Below are 15,828 nucleotides of genomic sequence, written 5' to 3' on the forward strand. Positions count from 1 at the left end.
CAGAACTCCTAGGGTTGAGTTTTGGGGAGGCGTTCGTGCGAGGTTTTAGGTTGGCGCTGGTCGCCACGGTTCCGCTGTTCGTCCTGGCCGGCGCGGCCTTCGCCGATGACAAGCCAAGCTACGGTCCGCCCGCTAAATGGGTGCAGGTGGCCGACATCCCCGCCCCGCCCGTCGACGACCAGGCGCCCTCGACCCAGGTGCTGCTGGACGACAACCAGTCGCGGCACGACGCCACCGGCTCGACCTACTACAACCGCTCGGTGCTCAAGGTGCTCAAGCCCGAGGGCCTGCAGGGCGGTTCGCGCTCGGTCACCTGGGACCCCAGCCGCGATAAGGTGACGATCCATAGCCTGGCCATCGTTCGCGACGGCAAGCGTATCGACCTGCTCAAGAACGGCGAGGACGTGCTGGTCCTGCGCCGCGAGAAGAATCTGGAGCGGGCCATGCTGGATGGGCGCATGAGCGCCTCGATCCAGATCAAGGACCTGCAGGTCGGCGACACGGTCGACTGGTCCTTCACCTACGATCACCGCGATTCCCTGGTCGGCGGACGCACCAACGACTTCGAGCGCATGGCTTGGACCGGCGTCGCCGGCCGCTATCGCGTGCGGATGCTGTGGGATGAGGGCACGCCCTTGACCTGGCGGCGCACCGAGGGCTTCCCAGAGCCGAAGATCAGCAAGTCGGGCCGGGTCAACGAACTGCTCGCCGAGGCCGTCGGCGCCCGGACGCCCAAGCCGCCCGCCGGCGCGCCGGCGCGCTTCCAGCGCCTGGGCATCATCGAGGCCACGACCTATTCGGGCTGGGACGACGTTTCCAAGCGCATGGCCCCGCTCTATGTGAAGGCGGCCGAGCTGTCGGCGGACTCGCCGCTTCGGGCCGAGATCGCCGGCATCGCCGCCGCCTCGGCCGACCCCAAGGTCCGCGCCTTCAAGGCTCTGCAGCTGGTCGAGGACAAGACCCGCTACCTGTTTCTGGGCATGGGCGACGGCGGCTACAAACCGGCCTCGGTCGACGAGACCTGGTCGAGGCGCTTCGGCGACTGCAAGGGCAAGACCGTGCTGCTGCTGGCCATCCTGCGCGAGCTGGCGATCGAAGCCGAGCCGGTCCTGGTCTCGACGACAAGCGGCGATGGCCTGAACGAACGGACGCCTTCGGCGGCCCTGTTCAACCACGTGATCGTTCGCGCCCGCCTGGACGGCAAGAGCTACTGGCTGGACGGCACGCGCTCGGGCGACCTGGGCGACCTCGACAGCCTGCGACCGCCGGCCTTCCGCTGGGCCCTGCCGCTGCGGATGGCGGGCGCGACGATCGAGGAGATCGTTCAGACCCCCCGGACCCAGGCGGACAACGAAGGCCTGATCCGGCTCGACGCCTCGGCCGGTCTCGACAAGCCGGCCGCCCTGACCATGACCATCATCTTCCGCGGCGACGCCGGCCTGGCCATGTCGCGAGCCGTCAGGACGACGCCGCGCGCCGACATGGAGCGCGGCCTGAAGCAGCAGTTCTCGTCCAGCAACAGCTGGATGACGATCGAGAAGATCGATTTCGACGTTTCGCCCGATGGGGTCGGCAAGGTCGTGATGACGGGTACGGCCGAGATGGACTGGCGGATGAACGACGACGCGGGCGTGCGTGAATTCCGCTTCCCGGGCTCCGGATCGGGGAAGGCCTCGACCTTCCCGCGGCGGGAACCGGGCCCCAACGCCGACGCGCCCTACGCCACGGCCTTCCCCACCTATTCGATCGCCTCGGTCGAGGTGGTGCTGCCCAACAAGGGCGTGGGATTCACCGTGAAAGGGCCGGCCTGGTCGGGCAAATTGGCCAATCGCGAAATGGTCCAGACCGCCGAACTTCGCGACGGCGTGGCGCGATTCACCGATTCCAGCCGCAGTATCGCGCGCGAGCTGCCCTTCGATCAGGCCGAGGAGGCCAATAAGCTGGCCCGCCAGCTGGCCGGACAACCTCAGATCATCCGCGCTCCCAAAGGATCATGAGGCGGCCCGTTAACCGAACCTCGTTCGGGAATTGCACGCAACCCCTTGAAGACTCAGCCATCGTTGGGCAAAGGTCCCTCGCGTCCTTCTCCTCCCAAGGGCGTTCCGGGGATATCGATGATCAAGTCTGAACTCATCGCCAGGCTCGCGAATGAAAATCCGCACCTGACGCAGAAAGACGTCGAACGCGTCGTCGGCGTGATCCTAGAGCGTATGATCGGGGCCCTGGAAGACGGCGGCCGCGTCGAGCTGCGTGGCTTCGGCGCCCTGTCTGTCCGTTCGCGCCCCGCCCGCACCGGCCGCAATCCGCGCACCGGCGAGGCGGTGGATGTCCGCGCCAAGCACGTGCCGTTCTTCAAGAGCGGCAAGGAGCTGCGCGCCCGCCTGAACGCGGACGGCGACGAGTAACTCACAATCAAGACCCTGGGGTTGACCCTGGGGCGCGAACGCCTTCAGCCTTGCCGCCTCAGTGAGGTGACAAGGGATTTGTCATGAGCGTCGTCAAGGAATTCCGCGAGTTCATCGCCCGCGGCAACGTCATCGACCTGGCCGTCGGCGTGATCATCGGCGCGGCGTTCAACGGCATCGTCAAGAGCCTGGTCGACCAGGTGATCATGCCGCCGATCGGCCTCGCGACGGGCGGTCTGGACTTCTCGAAGCTGGAATGGGTGCTGCGGGCCGAGAACCCGGCGACCGAGGCGATCGAGAAGGTGGCGATCCAGTACGGCGCCTTCATCAACACCCTGATCCAGTTCTTCATCGTCGCGGCGGTGGTGTTCCTGCTGGTGAAGGGCGTCAACGCCATTCGCCGCGCCGACGCGGCCGAGCCGGCGCCCGAGGCCCCGACCGCCCCGACGCCGGAAGAAAAGCTGCTGACCGAGATCCGCGACCTGCTGGCCAAGCCGTAGGCCGAACTCGGAAGACAATCGGCCGGCCGCTGGATCAGCGGCCGGCCTTTTCGCGCCTACTTCGTCAGGCCCGGCGCATCCAGGTCCAGCTTGGCGGCCGGGATCACCGTGGCGTTCGGCGCGGCCTTGGTCAGGTCCTCGCCCATGGCCTTGGCGTCGCCCGCGACGATGACACTCATCTGGGCCGGATCGAGCTTGGCCTTGGCGAAAGCCTGGACCTCCTCCGGCGTCACGGCCTCGACCTTGGCGGCGTAGCGCTGGATCTCGTTCAGCGGCACGCCATAGACGGCCAGGTTGCCTAGGATGTTGGCAAGGCCTTCCGAGGTGCCGAGGTCGCGGCCGAAGTTGCCGACCAGCACCGACTTGCGGGCCGTCAGTTCGCCGGTCGTGGCCGGCTCGGCGCCCAGGCGGGTCAGCTCGGCGCGGGTCAGGTTGACGACCTCGCCGGCCGACGGGTTCTTGGTCTGCACCCGGGCCGAGAAGCCGCCGAAGCGACCCTGCGGCGTCAGGCTGGAACCGGCGCCGTACGACAGGCCGCGCTTGATGCGGATCTCCTGGTTCAGGCGCGAGGAATAGCCCACGCCCAGCACCGTATTGGCGACGATGCCCTGGTAATAGCTGGGATCGGCGCGGGTGATCGCCGGCTTGGCCAGGGTCACGGCGGCCTGGCCGGTTCCGGGCAGGTCGATGATCACGTTGCGCGGCTTGTAGCCCGTCGGCGCGGCCGGAGCGGCCGGCGGCGGGGTGGCGGGCTTCTTCCAAGACCCGAAGGCCTTCTCGGCCAGGGCGAAGCCGGCCTCGGGCGTCAGGTTGCCGGTCAGGACCAGCACGGCGTTGTCCGGACGCCAGTAGGTGGCGTGAGTCCTGGCCAGGTCGGTGCGCTTGATCTTGGGCAGGGAGCCCGGGGTGCCACCAGCGACATGGCCGTAGGCCGAGCCGGCATAGAGCACCGGCGCCGTGGCGTAGGCGGCCAGGGTGCCCGGGCGCTGGTACGAGACCGACAGACCGTCCAGGGTCTCGGTGCGGACGCGATCCAGCTCCTCGGCCGAGAAGGCCGGGTGCTCGGCGACATCGGCCATGATGGCCATGGCCGGGGCGGCGTTGTTGGCCGTGACGCTGAGGGTCAGGGACGCGGCTTCCCAGCCCGAGCCGGCTTCCAAATTGGCGCCCAGGGCCTCGGTCTCGCGGGCGACCTGGGTGGCCGAGCGGCTGGTGGTGCCCTCGGTCAGCAGTTCGGACGTCAGGCTCGACGTGCCGGCGAGGCCCGCGGGGTCGGAGCTGGCCCCGCCCTTGACGGTCAGGTCGGCGGTGATCAGCGGCAGGTCGCTGGACTTGGCGACGATGACGCGCAGGCCATTGGCGAGGGTCTTCTCGGCCGGGCTCGGCATGACGGCCGGAACCGGGGCCGCGACCGCGGGCATCTTTTCGCGCTCGGCTTCGGGGGCGAGGGTGGTGACGGGACCGTCGTACTTGACCGAGGCGACCTTCGGGATCGGCGGGGTGGCGTCCTTCTCGCCGGCGGGGCGGTCCTTTTCCGGCAGGTAGCGGATCACCGTGCGGCGGTCGTCGGCCAGGTACTTCCTGGCGACGCGCTGGATATCGGCGGCCGTGACCGCCTGCAGCGCCGCCAGGCTGGTGTTGGCGCTGGCGGCATCGCCTTCGGTCTGCAGGGCGTAGCCGATGGCGAAGCCGCGGCCGTCGATCTCCTCGCGGCGACGGACGGCGTCGGCCAGCAGGCCGGTCTTGGCCTCGGCGAGTTCGGCCGGAGTGACGAGGCCGTCGCGGAGGCGGGCCACCTGGGCGCGCAGGGCGGCCTCACCCTGGGCCACCGTCTTGCCGCCGGCCATGATGGCGCCAACGTAGAACAGGCCGGGCTGGGCGTTGTTCGGGCCGTCGGAGAATACCGACTGGGCGATCTTCTGCTCGTAGACCAGGCTGTCATAGAGGCGCGACGACTTGCCGGCCGTCAGCACCGCGTCCAGCACGGTCAGGGCCGGGGTGTCCTTGTCGGCGGCGGCCGGGGCCAGCCAGCTGATGGCCAGGGCTGGCAACGGCACGTTCGGACCGTAGGTGTTGACCGACTTCGGACCCGTGCGGGCCGGCTCGACCGTGGTGACCTTGGGGATCGACCCGCCCGGCGTGGTCAGCGGGGCGAAGTACTTGTCGATCATCGCGTCCAGTTGGGCCTGGTCGAAATTGCCGACGACGATCAGGGCCGCGTTGTCCGGGCGATAATAGGTGCGGTGGAAGGCGCGGACATCGTCCGTGGTCGCCGCGTCCAGTTCCTCGATCGAGCCGATGCCCGGGCGCTGGTAGGGGTGAGCGGCGAACGACTGCTGCGGGATCGAAAGCGCGAAAAAGCGGCCGTAGGGATCGGCCAGGACGCGCTGGCGCAGCTCTTCCTTCACGACGTCGCGTTCCGAAGCGAAGACGGCGTCGTCGATGACCAGCGACTTCAGGCGATCGCTCTCGGCCCAGATCAGGCGCTCCAGGTGATTGGCCGGCGCGACCTCGTAGTAGTTGGTGAAGTCGTCCCAGGTCGAGGCGTTGTTGAAGCCGCCGACGTCCTCGGTCAGGCGGTCCAGCGTCTCGTTGGGCATGTTGCGCGTGGCCTTGAACATCAGGTGTTCGAACAGGTGCGCGAAGCCCGAGCGGCCGTTGGGATCGTCCTTGGAGCCGACGCCATACCAGACCTGCACCGAAACGTTCGGGGTCGTGGCGTCGCGCGAGGTGAAGACCTTCATGCCATTGGCCAGCACGCGCTGCTGGTAGACGATCGGCGGGACCTTGATCGCGGACATGACGGGCGCGGCGGCGGCCGGTTTCGGCTTGGCCTTGGCCTGGGTGGCGGCCATGGCCAGGGGCGAAAGCGCCGTGGTGGAAAGGGCCGCGGCCACGAGGGCCAGCTTGGCGGTGCGGATCATGCGCGAAGGTCTCCTGAACAGTCCGGCGCGACCCTAGCACCGCCGGTTTCGGGATAAACCTTACCGAGCTGTCATGTACGCGAACCTGGCTCCGACTCTGCCAGCACCAGGCGGCCGCTATAGCCGAAGATCACCCCGATCCACGGATGAGCGACCAGGACGCGGAAGCGGTAGACGCCGTCGCGGGCGAAGGTCCGGGCCCGCACGCGCGGAGCCCAGGCGGCGGGCAGAGGCAGGGGGCCAACCCGCCAACCCTCGAACATCCAGGAGAAGCCGCCGGGATAGTCGGCCGCGTGGAAGCGGAAGGTGAATGGCCCGGCCGTCTCCTCGAAGGCGAAGGCGTCCTCGGAGGCCGAGGCGATGCGGGAGCGAAAGCGGCGGACGCCGAACCGGCGGGTCCAGGCTTCGCCCGTCGCGTCGGGCGCGATCTCGACCGAGGTCTCGTGCCGGCCACGCTCGGGCAGGCCCTGCACGAGCCGGACGAGGCGGGCCGGACCGCCGGCGCCGCGTCCGCGCGCCCAACCGGTCAGGGTGCGCGTCGCGCCGCCATGAGCCTCGCGGACGACCTCGGGCAGGGTCGCGAGGCGGGAGCCAAGCGCGCGGGGAAAGACACTTCGCGCACGCGGCGAGGCCATGTCGGTCCGGGTGCGTATCGGGAAGGCGGCCAGCGGCGCCAGCAGAGCCTCCAGCGGGAGCAAGCCCACACAGGCCGTGGCGCGCGGCGGTCCGGCCAGGCGCTTGTCGAGCAGAGCGCGCAGCATCGCGGCGGCCGGGGCGGCGGGCGTGTTCGGTCCGGCGCCGGCCTCGGCCCACAGACCCCAGCGGGCGCTGACAGGCTCGCCATGCCCGTGGTCGCCAACGGCCTCGACGACCATGCCGCCGCGATCGCCGCCGAACCGGGCGAGCTGGTCGGCCAGGACGCCTAGCAATCCGGCGAACGGCTTCAAGTCGTGGACGAGCCCGAGGCGTCGGACCCAGCCCAGCAGCGCCAGGCCGTGGTGGGCGATCGGCAGCTCCAGCCCCGCCTCGAACCGTCCGACCTGACGCGGCTGGTAGCGACGCGGCAGAAGGTCGAGGTCCGGAGTTTCGGCCAGCGCCACCCAGCGGTGGCCCAGGCCTGGGAACAGCGCGCGACGCGAACCGCTCCAGCCCGAACGCGAGGTCCAGGCGCCATCCTCGAACACTCGCACAGGCCGGCCGACCCAGGAGAAGATGGCCTCGATCACCGAGGGGCCGCGCGGGGCGTCGGCGCCGGGCGAGATGGCGGTGCTGACGGTGTCGATCCGCCTCCAGCCCTCGGTCAGCCGGTCTAGCGCCGCCGTGCTCAGGGCTGGGGTCGAGCTGGCCCCGGTAATGGCCCAGCGACCCGAGGCGGCGACCGCCTCGGCCATGGCTTCGGGAAACGCATCCACGAAGGCGCGGCCATCGGCGAGGTCGACATAGTGCGCCCCGGCCGCCAGGGCCGCCTTCGCCAGACCAAGGTCGCTGGTCTGAAACGGACCGGCCGCATCGACGACCGCGAAAGGCGACAGCGTCGCCAGGTCGCCGGGAGCGTTGCGATCGAACACGGCCGTCTCGATCCGCGCCGCCGCGTCGGTTACGACCAGGGTCGAGCGCAGGGCCTCGAGCGGTTCTCGACGCCGAGCCGCCAGCACCAGCACGACATCTGGCCAGCGCGCGATCATGCCGGCCAGGCGCGCGCCGAAGACGCCGCTGGCGCCGACCAGGACGACGCGGTGAGGACTCATTCGAGGATGAACCGTTCGCGCTGCTCGGGCGTCGGAACCATGCAGCGATCCTTCTTGCCCATCAGCCGATAGCGATTGGCAGCGATCCAGTCATAGGCGGCGTCCATCGGTTTGCGGGGCAGGCGATCGACGAAGGCCAGCCAACGCCAGGGCGCGTCCAGCCGGCGCAGCAAGGCGCCGATCGCGGCGGTCTTGGCCAGCGGGCGGCCGTGGTCGAGGAACAGGAAGCTCTCGGGCGTGTCGGGGTCCAGGCCGTGGGTCAGGGCGAGCGCCCGACCGTAGGGAGACTGAATGGGCGTGAAGCGGATCACGCCCTTGCGGTCCAGCCGCAGCGCCGCCTGCACCGAGCCGTTGCAGAAATTGCAGACGCCGTCGAACAGCCAAACGCCGTCGGGCCGTTCGCGGTCGAATTCGCTCATCCGCCCTCGCACTCGCGGCGCAGGGCCTTCAGCGACTGCGGGACGTCGCGACGCATCATGCCGCTGATCATCCCGGCGGGCACGGCGAACGGGGCGGTGGCCCACATGTCGTAGGTGACGCGAGTGCGCTGCCCCCCATCCAGCGGTTCCAGCTTCCACGACCCGTCGCAGGCCCGGATGTCGCCGCCGATGCAGGTAAAGCGGATCAACCGGTCCGGCTCCAAGGTCACCTTCGAGGTCGAGCGCAGGGTGGGCAGGAAGAAGCTCCACTTGACCGTATGCTCGCGGATCTCGCTTCCGTCGGGTTCGCGCGCGAGGACCCGGCAGCTCTTCACGCCCGGGCTCATGCGGGCGGCGCGGTCGCAGTCGAGGATGACCCGGAACACGACGGCCGGCGGCGCGGCGATGTCGACGCTGGCCCGGACCATGCCCCGGCCGTGGTCGTCGGCGCGGGCCTCGACCGCGATGCCGTCGCCCTTCAGCTCCCACTCGGCCGCCGCCTGGGCGGGGCCGGCCAGGGCGAGCAAGGCGAGAAGGAAAACGAGCCGGCGCATCCTGCTGAAGCTAATGCGCCAACCGGCCTTTCGTCAGGCGCCGAAGCCGCTTTTCACGCTCCGGCGCGATTTTTCACCAGGTCATCGACCACCGACGGATCGGCCAGGGTCGAGGTGTCGCCGAGGCTGCCCAATTCGTTCTCGGCGATCTTGCGCAGGATGCGGCGCATGATCTTGCCCGAGCGGGTCTTGGGCAGGCCTGGGGCCCATTGCAGGATGTCCGGGGCGGCGAAGGGGCCGATCTCGTGGCGGACCCACAGGATCAGATCCTTGCGCAGCTGGTCCGTCGCTTCGACCCCGGCCTTGAGGGTCACATAGGCGTAGACGCCCTGGCCCTTGATGTCGTGCGGATAGCCGACCACGGCGGCCTCGGCGACGGTCTCGTGGGCCACAAGGGCGCTCTCGATCTCGGCCGTGCCCAGGCGGTGGCCCGAGACGTTGATCACGTCGTCGACCCGGCCGGTGATCCAGTAGTAGCCGTCGGCGTCGCGACGGCAGCCGTCGCCGGTGAAGTACTTGCCGGGATAGGTCGAGAAATAGGTCTCGAAGAAGCGCTGGTGGTCGCCATAGACCGTGCGCATCTGGCCGGGCCAGCTGTCGGTGATGACGAGGTTGCCCTCGGTCGCGCCCTCCAGAACAAGACCTTCGGCGTCGACCAGCTGCGGCTTGACGCCCGGCAGCGGCTTGGAGGCCGAGCCCGGTTTCAGGTCGGTGGCCCCCGGCAACGGGGTGATCAGCATGCCGCCTGTCTCGGTCTGCCACCAGGTGTCGACGATCGGCAGTTTCTCCTTGCCGACCACGCGGTGGTACCAGAGCCAGGCTTCCGGATTGATCGGCTCGCCGACGCTGCCAAGGACGCGCAGGGACGACAGGTCGTTCTTGGTCACGTGCTCATCGCCCTCGCGCATCAGGGCGCGCAGGGCCGTCGGGGCCGTGTAGAAGATCTCGACCTTGTGCTTGTCGACGACCTCCCAGAAGCGGCTGGGGGTCGGGTAGTTCGGCACGCCTTCGAAGATCAGGCTGGTCCCGCCATTGGCCAGCGGGCCGTAGACGACGTAGCTGTGGCCGGTGACCCAGCCCACGTCCGCCGTGCACCAGAAGACTTCGCCGGGCTTGTAGTCGAACACCGCCCAGAAGGTCCAAGACGCCCAGGCCAGATAGCCGCCGGTGGTGTGCAGCACGCCCTTGGGCTTCCCGGTCGAGCCCGAGGTGTAGAGGATGAACAGCGGGTCCTCGGCGTTCATCGGCTCGGGCGCGCAGTCGGCCGAAACGCTATCGCGAACCTCGTCCCAGACCACGTCGCGGCCCGCGACGACCGGGACCTCGGCGCCGGTCCAGCGGATCAGCAGCACCTTCTCGACCTCGGGGCATTGCAGCAGCGCCTCGTCGACATTGGCCTTCAGCGGCACGCGCTTGCCGCCGCGACGGCCCTGGTCGGCGGTGATGACGATGCGGGATTCGCAGTCCTTGATGCGGCCGGCGATGCTGTCGGGCGAGAAGCCGCCGAACACCACCGAGTGCACCGCGCCGATGCGGGCGCAGGCCAGCATGGCCACGGCGGCCACGGGGACCATCGGCAGGTAGATCGTGACCCGGTCGCCCTTCTTGACCCCCAGGTCCTTGAGGACGTTGGCCATGCGGCAAACCTCCTCGTGCAGCTGGCCGTAGGTCAGGGTGCTCGAGACGCCCGGCTCGTCGCCCTCGAAGACCAGGGCGACGTCGTCCTTCTTGGCCGGCAGGTGGCGATCCAGGCAGTTGGCCGAGACATTGAGGACGCCGTCCTCGTACCAGCGGATGCGGAAGTCGTCCTTGGCGTAGGAGACGTCCTTGATCTTGGTGGGCGGCTTGATCCAGTCGAGGCGGGCGGCGATATCGCGCCAGTAGCCCTGGGGGTCGGCCTCGACGCGAGCCACGGCGGCCGCATAGGCGGCGGCGTCGATGTGCGCTTCTTTCGCCAGACCCTCGGGAACCGGGAAAACCTGTCCGTCGCTCACAGCCGCACTCCATATTTCGTTGGTCGCCGGAATAGGCGAAGCCCCGCGTCCGGCGCAAGAAGACCATTGCGGTTTCTCACCAGCCCAGAAGGCTTGCTTGTCCGATACGGTCGGAAGATGACGGCCCTATATGAGGAGCGTAAAGCCTCGTCTCCTCATGTCGCCCCCAGAAGTTCTCGGGAGTTTCCCATGCTGCTCGCCTTGTCCACCTGGTCCGAGATCGAAGCCCGTCTGAAGACGAGCCAAACCGTGGTGGTGCCGATCGGCTCCAACGAGCAGCACGGGCCCACGGGCCTGCTGGGCACCGACTGGCTGTGCCCGGAGATCATCGCCCACGAGGCCAGCAAGCGCGCCGGCGACAAGGTCCTGGTGGCGCCGACCTTCAACATCGGCATGGCCCAGCATCACCTGGCGTTTCCGGGAACGATCTTCCTGCGGCCCTCGACCTTCATCGCCGCGATCGGCGACTGGGTGCGGTCGCTGGGGGCGCACGGCTTCACGCGGATCTATTTCCTGAATGGCCACGGCGGCAATGTCGCCTCGATCGAGGCGGCCTTCTCGGAGATCTACGCCGACTACAGCTTCCGCCAGCAGCGCGCGCCGTTCGCCCTGAAGCTGAAGAACTGGTGGGATCTGGCCGGCGTCAACGGCCTGGCCAATCGCCAATTCCCGACGGGTCACGGCAGCCACGCCACCCCGTCCGAGATCGCCGTGACCCAGTGGGCCTATCCCGAGACCGTCAAGACGGCGGCCTATGAGCCCAAGATCGCGCCCACCGGCCCTATTCGCGAGGCCTTGGATTTCCGAGCCCGCTACGCCGACGGCCGTATGGGCTCGGACCCGGCCCAGGCCACGCCCGAGAAGGGCGGCGAGCTGGTCGACATGGCCGCCAACGCCCTGATCGAGGACCTGGCGGCGTTCGGGGCGGAGAGGGTTCCGGGGTAGGCAGTTCTGGGGTTCAGCTTCCTAGGCCAATTTTCCGCGTCATCCCGGAAGCCTCGCAGAGGCTATCCGGGACCCAGGGAGTGACGAAGCGCCGAGTGGACCGCCCCTGGGTCCCTGAACGGGGAGCTTCCTCAAGCCTCCACCACCCGCCGCGCCAGCGCCGGCTGTCCATGCCGGGTGGCCATGACCTCGCCGATCACCGCCACGGCCACCTCGAACGGCGCCTTGCCGCCCAGGTCCAGGCCGATCGGGGCGCGCAGCTTGGCGAGGTCGCGGTCGGTGAGGCCGGCCGCCTTCAGCCGCGTGAGACGTTCGGGCAGACGCCGCCGCGCGCCCAGCAGGCCGACATAGGGCGCGGGCGAGGGAAGGGCCGCCATCAGGGCCTCGTGGTCCAGCTCGATGTCGTGGCCGCAGACGGCGACGGCGGTCCAGGCGTCCAGACCGATCGCGGCCAGGGCCTCGCCGGCGGCCTCGCGGCGATAGGCGACATCGGCCAGGGGCGGCGGGGCGATCGGACCCTTGGGACGGACCAGATAGGTCTCGAAGCCCGACTGCGCGCCAAGGCCGGCCACCGCCAGGGCCGTCGGATCACCGCCCAGCACGATCAGACGCGGGACGGGATCGAAGGCGCGCTCGAAGGCGCCCGGCCAGAGCGCCTGTGGCTCCTCGACGCAAAGGCGCTTCACGCCGTCGCTGAGCCAGAAGGCGGGCGCTCGGGCGGCCGCCAGGTCCAGCAGAGTCCGCGCGGCGGCGTCGTCCGATTCGATTCGCTCGACCAGGATCTCGATCCGCGCGCCGCACAGCAGGCGGATGTCCGGCCAGGGGCTGCCTTCGCCATAGATCAGGCGGCGCGGCCGGCCGTCGGCGAGGCAGGCCTGGGCGTGGACCTCGACGTCGGCCTCGATGCAGCCGCCGGACAGGAAGCCGGAAATAATTCCTTCGCCGAACACCATCTGGCCCCCCACGGGGCGCGGTCCGCCGTCGCCGAGCGCGGTGATGGTGGCCAGGACGGCGGGACCCCGCGACAGGGCCATGGCCAAGGCCGGGCGGGCGTCGTCGGCCATGCCGTGCATGGGCCAGGCGGTGTCTGAACGGTCGTTGGTCATCGGGCCGACATTAACGCCTCGGCAAGTTTCCAGAAACCGGATGTTCAAACCTTGGCGGGTATCGTCGCGATCTGTTGATGAGTTTTCGCGCACGGATGGCATGTCCATTTCGGTCTCAAAACTAGGTTTGGCGGCCGCTCAGTTCGGCCTCGACGGCGGGAGCTCCTCCGCGCCGCGCGGCCGCTCGCCTGAAGCCGAGACGCGCGACATCCTGAATATCGCCGCCCGCGCCCGCCTGTCGGTGCTGGACGCCTCAGGTCTGTTCGGCCGCGCCGAGACCCTGCTGGGCGACCTCATTCCGCGTCCGGTGCCGTTCCGCGTCACCATCGCCACCGCTCGCGCCGACCGCGGCCCCGACTATGTCGAGGCCGAGGCCCGCGCCACCCTGCGCCGCATCGGCGTCGAGCGCGCCGATTCGATCATCGTCCATTCGCCCTCGGAGCTGTTCGGCCCGCACGGCGCGGCCCTGTGGGACCGCCTGCAGCGCCTGAAGGACGAGGGGCTGTGCGCCAAGATCGGTGTCGCCGCCCACGCCACCGACGATCCGGTCGGCGTCGCCAAGCGCTTCAAGCCCGACATCCTGCAAGCTCCGGCCAGCCTGCTGGACCAACGCCTGCTGGCCGACGGCTCGCTGCAACGCATCGCCGGCATGGGCGTCGAAGTGCATCTGCGCTCGATCTTCCTGAACGGCCTGCTGTTCCTGCCGCCCGATCGCGTCCCGGCCCAGCTGAAAGGCGCCTCGGGGCGCCTGTCGCGCGTGCGCCGCATGATCGCCGAGGGCCGCTCGGACCCGCTCCAGGCCGCCCTGGGCTTCGCCCTGTCGCGCCCGGAAGGCTCGGCCGTCCTGGTCGGCGTCAATTCGGCCGCCGAACTGTCGGCCGTGGTCGCCGCCGCTTCGAGCCCGCCGCCGGACCTCGATTGGGACGAGATGGCCATCGACGATCCGGTCGCGCTAGACCCGCGACGTTGGGTCGCCTAGCACCCTCCTGGAATCAAACTGGACTATGAGCTCGGCTGGATCGGCCGCTTAGCCGCCTGTTTGGCGGCCTTCATCGATTCACGTCTTGTAAGCTTCTGATTCACTTGAGTTTCAAGATTCTCGTCTAGCTTGGTCCCAACGAAGGGAGACCGCGCCATGATCCTCGCCGTTCTGCAGGCCCGCATGGGTTCGTCCCGACTGCCGGGCAAGTCGATGGCCACGCTGCAAGGCGAGCCGATGATCGTGCGTCAGCTGGAGCGTCTCCGCGGCGCGCGCTGCCTTTCCAAGATCATCGTCGCGACCAGCACCGACAGCGCCGACGACGCCCTGGCCGGTTTCCTGGTCTCGCGCGGCCACACCGTCCATCGCGGGGCCGGCGCCGACATCCTGGCCCGTATCGCCCGCTGCGCCGAAGCCATCAGCTCGGTCAGCCACGTGGTTCGTTTGAAGGGCGATGCGCCGTTCATGGACCCCGGCATCGTCGACGACGCCGTCCGCATGGCCCTGGCCAGCGGCGCCGACTACACGTCCAATCGCGTCCACCGCACGTTCCCGGTCGGCCTCGAGGTCGAGGTGATCAAGGCCGGCGTGCTCCAGGCCGCCGCCGCCGAGGAGCGCGACCCGCAGGCCCGCATCTCGCCGACCGCCGCCATCCGCAACCAGCCCGAGCGCTGGACCCAGGCCCACCTGCGCGCGCCCCGTGACTGGTCGAAGCTGGACTGGCGGGTCAAGACCGCCGCCGACCTGGCCTTCGCCCGCTCGGTCTATGACGCCGTGCATCCGGTCGATCCGGACTTCCGCATGGGCGACGTGCTGGACCTGGTCGAAAGCCGCCAGGACATCGCCCGCTTCGCGGCCTGAGCCTTACCCATTCTCCCAAAGACTAAGGGCGCCGAGCGAAAGCCGCTCGGCGCCCTCTTTCTTTTGACACTCATTGCGTCCTTCGAGGCCCGCTGTGCGGGCACCTCAGGATGAGGTCGTCAGCAAACCGTCCTCATCCTGAGGTGCGCGCAGTTATGCGGGCCTCGAAGGACGCGGTGCGTCTACTTCCACGCGCCGTAGGGGTCGATCGAGGTCTTGCCCAGGGCCTCGGCCACGGCCGGGTGGGTCAGCTCGCCCTTCAGCACGTTAAGGCCGCGCGCCAGGTGGACGTTGGTCTTCAGCGCGTCCAGGCCCTTGTCGGCCAGGGCCAGGCCGAACGGCAGGGTGGCGTTGCCCAGCGCTTCCGACGAGGTGCGCGGGGCCGCGCCCGGCATGTTGGCCACGCAGTAGTGGACAACGCCGTCGACCGTGTAGGTCGGGTCGGCGTGGGTGGTCGGCTTGCTGGTCTCGAAGCAGCCGCCCTGGTCGATCGACACGTCGACCAGCACCGAGCCCGGCTTCATCTGCTTCAGGTGTTCGCGACGGACCAGCTTGGGGGCGGCCGCGCCGGCGGTCAGCACCGCGCCGATGATCACGTCGGCCTTGAGGATCTCTTCCTCGACGGCGGCGAAGGTCGAATAGCGCGTGAGAATGCGGCCTTGATAGAGGTCGTCCAGCTCGCGCATGCGCGGGATCGAGCGTTCCAGCACCACGACCTCGGCGCCCAGGCCAGCAGCCATGCGGGCGGCGTTGGAGCCGACCACGCCACCGCCCAGCACGACGACGCGGGCCGGCGGCACGCCGGGCACGCCGCAGAGCAGCAGGCCCATGCCGCCATTGTGCTTCAGCAGGGTCTCGGCCGCCGAGAACACGGCGATCCGGCCGGCCACTTCCGACATCGGGGCCAGCAACGGCAGGCCGCCTTTGGCGTCGGTGACGGTCTCGTAGGCGATGGCCGCGCAGCCGCTCTTCAGCAGGCCTTCGGTCTGAGCGGGATCGGGCGCCAGGTGCAGGTAGGTGAAGAGGATGTGGCGCGGCTCGAGCTTCTCCCACTCGACCTTCTGCGGTTCCTTGACCTTCACGATCATGTCCGCGCCAGCGAAGACCGCGTCGGCGTCGGCGACGATGGTCGCGCCGGCCCTTTGATAGACGTCGTCGGCATAGCCGGCGCCGAGGCCGGCGCCTTTCTGGACGATGACGGTATGGCCGTGGCCGACATATTCACGGACGGCCGTGGGGGTGAGCCCGACCCGGTGTTCGCCCGGTTTGATCTCGGAAGGGACGCCAACGCGCATGATGCTTTCCTCCAAAAGCGATTTGACGCCGGTTTACGCCTCGTCGCCTGCAAGTTCCTTGGCCATTTCATGCGGAGCGAACCCTGTTCTGCAGGAAT

The 15,828-nt window shown here is 69.2% G+C and carries 13 protein-coding genes; 6 read left to right on the forward strand and 7 right to left on the reverse strand.

The genetic code is table 11. From position 1 onward, the window contains the following. Nucleotides 1-35 precede the first annotated feature (35 nt). From AC1RRV_RS07645 to mscL, 3 genes are all read left to right on the forward strand, one after another. The gene (locus AC1RRV_RS07645; RefSeq protein WP_492858996.1) at nucleotides 36-1,997 is read left to right on the forward strand and encodes a DUF3857 domain-containing transglutaminase family protein; all 1,962 of its coding nucleotides are present in this window, start codon (nucleotides 36-38) and stop codon (nucleotides 1,995-1,997) included. Nucleotides 1,998-2,114: 117 nt separating this feature from the next. Next, nucleotides 2,115-2,405 carry an integration host factor subunit beta gene (locus AC1RRV_RS07650; RefSeq protein ID WP_010921415.1) on the forward strand — a complete coding sequence of 97 codons (291 nt, stop codon included), beginning with the start codon at nucleotides 2,115-2,117 and terminating at the stop codon, nucleotides 2,403-2,405. Between the two features lie 83 nt (nucleotides 2,406-2,488). Continuing rightward, nucleotides 2,489-2,905, forward strand: a complete 417-nt coding sequence (mscL, locus tag AC1RRV_RS07655; RefSeq protein ID WP_492858997.1) for a large-conductance mechanosensitive channel protein MscL — start codon at nucleotides 2,489-2,491, stop codon at nucleotides 2,903-2,905. Nucleotides 2,906-2,961: 56 nt separating this feature from the next. On the opposite strand, the gene AC1RRV_RS07660 is transcribed toward mscL, so the two are convergent. From AC1RRV_RS07660 to acs, 5 genes are all read right to left on the reverse strand, one after another. Then, nucleotides 2,962-5,829 carry a M16 family metallopeptidase gene (locus tag AC1RRV_RS07660; RefSeq protein ID WP_492858998.1) on the reverse strand — a complete coding sequence of 956 codons (2,868 nt, stop codon included), beginning with the start codon at nucleotides 5,827-5,829 and terminating at the stop codon, nucleotides 2,962-2,964. Nucleotides 5,830-5,900: 71 nt separating this feature from the next. Beyond that, nucleotides 5,901-7,577 (reverse strand): DUF4166 domain-containing protein, encoded by a 1,677-nt coding sequence (locus AC1RRV_RS07665; RefSeq protein WP_492858999.1) that lies wholly within the window; start codon nucleotides 7,575-7,577, stop codon nucleotides 5,901-5,903. After that, the gene (locus tag AC1RRV_RS07670; protein ID WP_492859000.1) at nucleotides 7,574-7,996 is read right to left on the reverse strand and encodes a thiol-disulfide oxidoreductase DCC family protein; all 423 of its coding nucleotides are present in this window, start codon (nucleotides 7,994-7,996) and stop codon (nucleotides 7,574-7,576) included. The genes AC1RRV_RS07665 and AC1RRV_RS07670 overlap by 4 nt, the downstream gene beginning before the upstream one ends. Then, nucleotides 7,993-8,550 carry an SRPBCC family protein gene (locus tag AC1RRV_RS07675; RefSeq protein WP_492859001.1) on the reverse strand — a complete coding sequence of 186 codons (558 nt, stop codon included), beginning with the start codon at nucleotides 8,548-8,550 and terminating at the stop codon, nucleotides 7,993-7,995. The genes AC1RRV_RS07670 and AC1RRV_RS07675 overlap by 4 nt, the downstream gene beginning before the upstream one ends. A 53-nt stretch (nucleotides 8,551-8,603) precedes the next feature. After that, nucleotides 8,604-10,544 carry an acetate--CoA ligase gene (gene acs, locus AC1RRV_RS07680; RefSeq protein WP_492859002.1) on the reverse strand — a complete coding sequence of 647 codons (1,941 nt, stop codon included), beginning with the start codon at nucleotides 10,542-10,544 and terminating at the stop codon, nucleotides 8,604-8,606. Between the two features lie 189 nt (nucleotides 10,545-10,733). Here acs and AC1RRV_RS07685 point away from each other — a divergent pair, with 189 nt between their 5' ends. Continuing rightward, nucleotides 10,734-11,489 (forward strand): creatininase family protein, encoded by a 756-nt coding sequence (locus AC1RRV_RS07685; protein ID WP_492859003.1) that lies wholly within the window; start codon nucleotides 10,734-10,736, stop codon nucleotides 11,487-11,489. A 131-nt stretch (nucleotides 11,490-11,620) separates the two neighbouring features. On the opposite strand, the gene AC1RRV_RS07690 is transcribed toward AC1RRV_RS07685, so the two are convergent. Continuing rightward, nucleotides 11,621-12,703 carry an XdhC family protein gene (locus AC1RRV_RS07690; RefSeq protein WP_492859004.1) on the reverse strand — a complete coding sequence of 361 codons (1,083 nt, stop codon included), beginning with the start codon at nucleotides 12,701-12,703 and terminating at the stop codon, nucleotides 11,621-11,623. On the opposite strand from AC1RRV_RS07690, the gene AC1RRV_RS07695 reads away from it, so the two are divergent. Further along, complete coding sequence (locus AC1RRV_RS07695) at nucleotides 12,696-13,574, forward strand: bifunctional regulator KidO (protein WP_492859005.1); 879 nt, start codon at nucleotides 12,696-12,698, stop codon at nucleotides 13,572-13,574. The genes AC1RRV_RS07690 and AC1RRV_RS07695 overlap by 8 nt on opposite strands. 156 nt (nucleotides 13,575-13,730) lie before the next feature. Continuing rightward, nucleotides 13,731-14,435 carry a glycosyltransferase family protein gene (locus AC1RRV_RS07700; protein ID WP_492859006.1) on the forward strand — a complete coding sequence of 235 codons (705 nt, stop codon included), beginning with the start codon at nucleotides 13,731-13,733 and terminating at the stop codon, nucleotides 14,433-14,435. 182 nt (nucleotides 14,436-14,617) lie between these two features. Here AC1RRV_RS07700 and ald read toward each other — a convergent pair whose 3' ends face one another. Beyond that, nucleotides 14,618-15,730, reverse strand: coding sequence for an alanine dehydrogenase (ald, locus tag AC1RRV_RS07705; RefSeq protein ID WP_492859007.1), 1,113 nt, complete (start codon nucleotides 15,728-15,730; stop codon nucleotides 14,618-14,620). Between the last annotated feature and the right edge of the window lie 98 nt (nucleotides 15,731-15,828).

The organism is Caulobacter sp. GW821-FHT11E10 (assembly GCF_058808375.1).

Coding starts and splice junctions, on each gene's coding strand:
- AC1RRV_RS07650 (WP_010921415.1), top strand. CDS start 2,115: ATGATCAAGTCTGAACTCATCGCCAGGCTCGCGAATGAAAATCCGCAC.
- mscL (WP_492858997.1), top strand. CDS start 2,489: ATGAGCGTCGTCAAGGAATTCCGCGAGTTCATCGCCCGCGGCAACGTC.
- AC1RRV_RS07660 (WP_492858998.1), bottom strand. CDS start 5,829: ATGATCCGCACCGCCAAGCTGGCCCTCGTGGCCGCGGCCCTTTCCACC.
- AC1RRV_RS07665 (WP_492858999.1), bottom strand. CDS start 7,577: ATGAGTCCTCACCGCGTCGTCCTGGTCGGCGCCAGCGGCGTCTTCGGC.
- AC1RRV_RS07670 (WP_492859000.1), bottom strand. CDS start 7,996: ATGAGCGAATTCGACCGCGAACGGCCCGACGGCGTTTGGCTGTTCGAC.
- AC1RRV_RS07675 (WP_492859001.1), bottom strand. CDS start 8,550: ATGCGCCGGCTCGTTTTCCTTCTCGCCTTGCTCGCCCTGGCCGGCCCC.
- AC1RRV_RS07685 (WP_492859003.1), top strand. CDS start 10,734: ATGCTGCTCGCCTTGTCCACCTGGTCCGAGATCGAAGCCCGTCTGAAG.
- AC1RRV_RS07695 (WP_492859005.1), top strand. CDS start 12,696: ATGTCCATTTCGGTCTCAAAACTAGGTTTGGCGGCCGCTCAGTTCGGC.
- AC1RRV_RS07690 (WP_492859004.1), bottom strand. CDS start 12,703: ATGGACATGCCATCCGTGCGCGAAAACTCATCAACAGATCGCGACGAT.
- AC1RRV_RS07700 (WP_492859006.1), top strand. CDS start 13,731: ATGATCCTCGCCGTTCTGCAGGCCCGCATGGGTTCGTCCCGACTGCCG.
- ald (WP_492859007.1), bottom strand. CDS start 15,730: ATGCGCGTTGGCGTCCCTTCCGAGATCAAACCGGGCGAACACCGGGTC.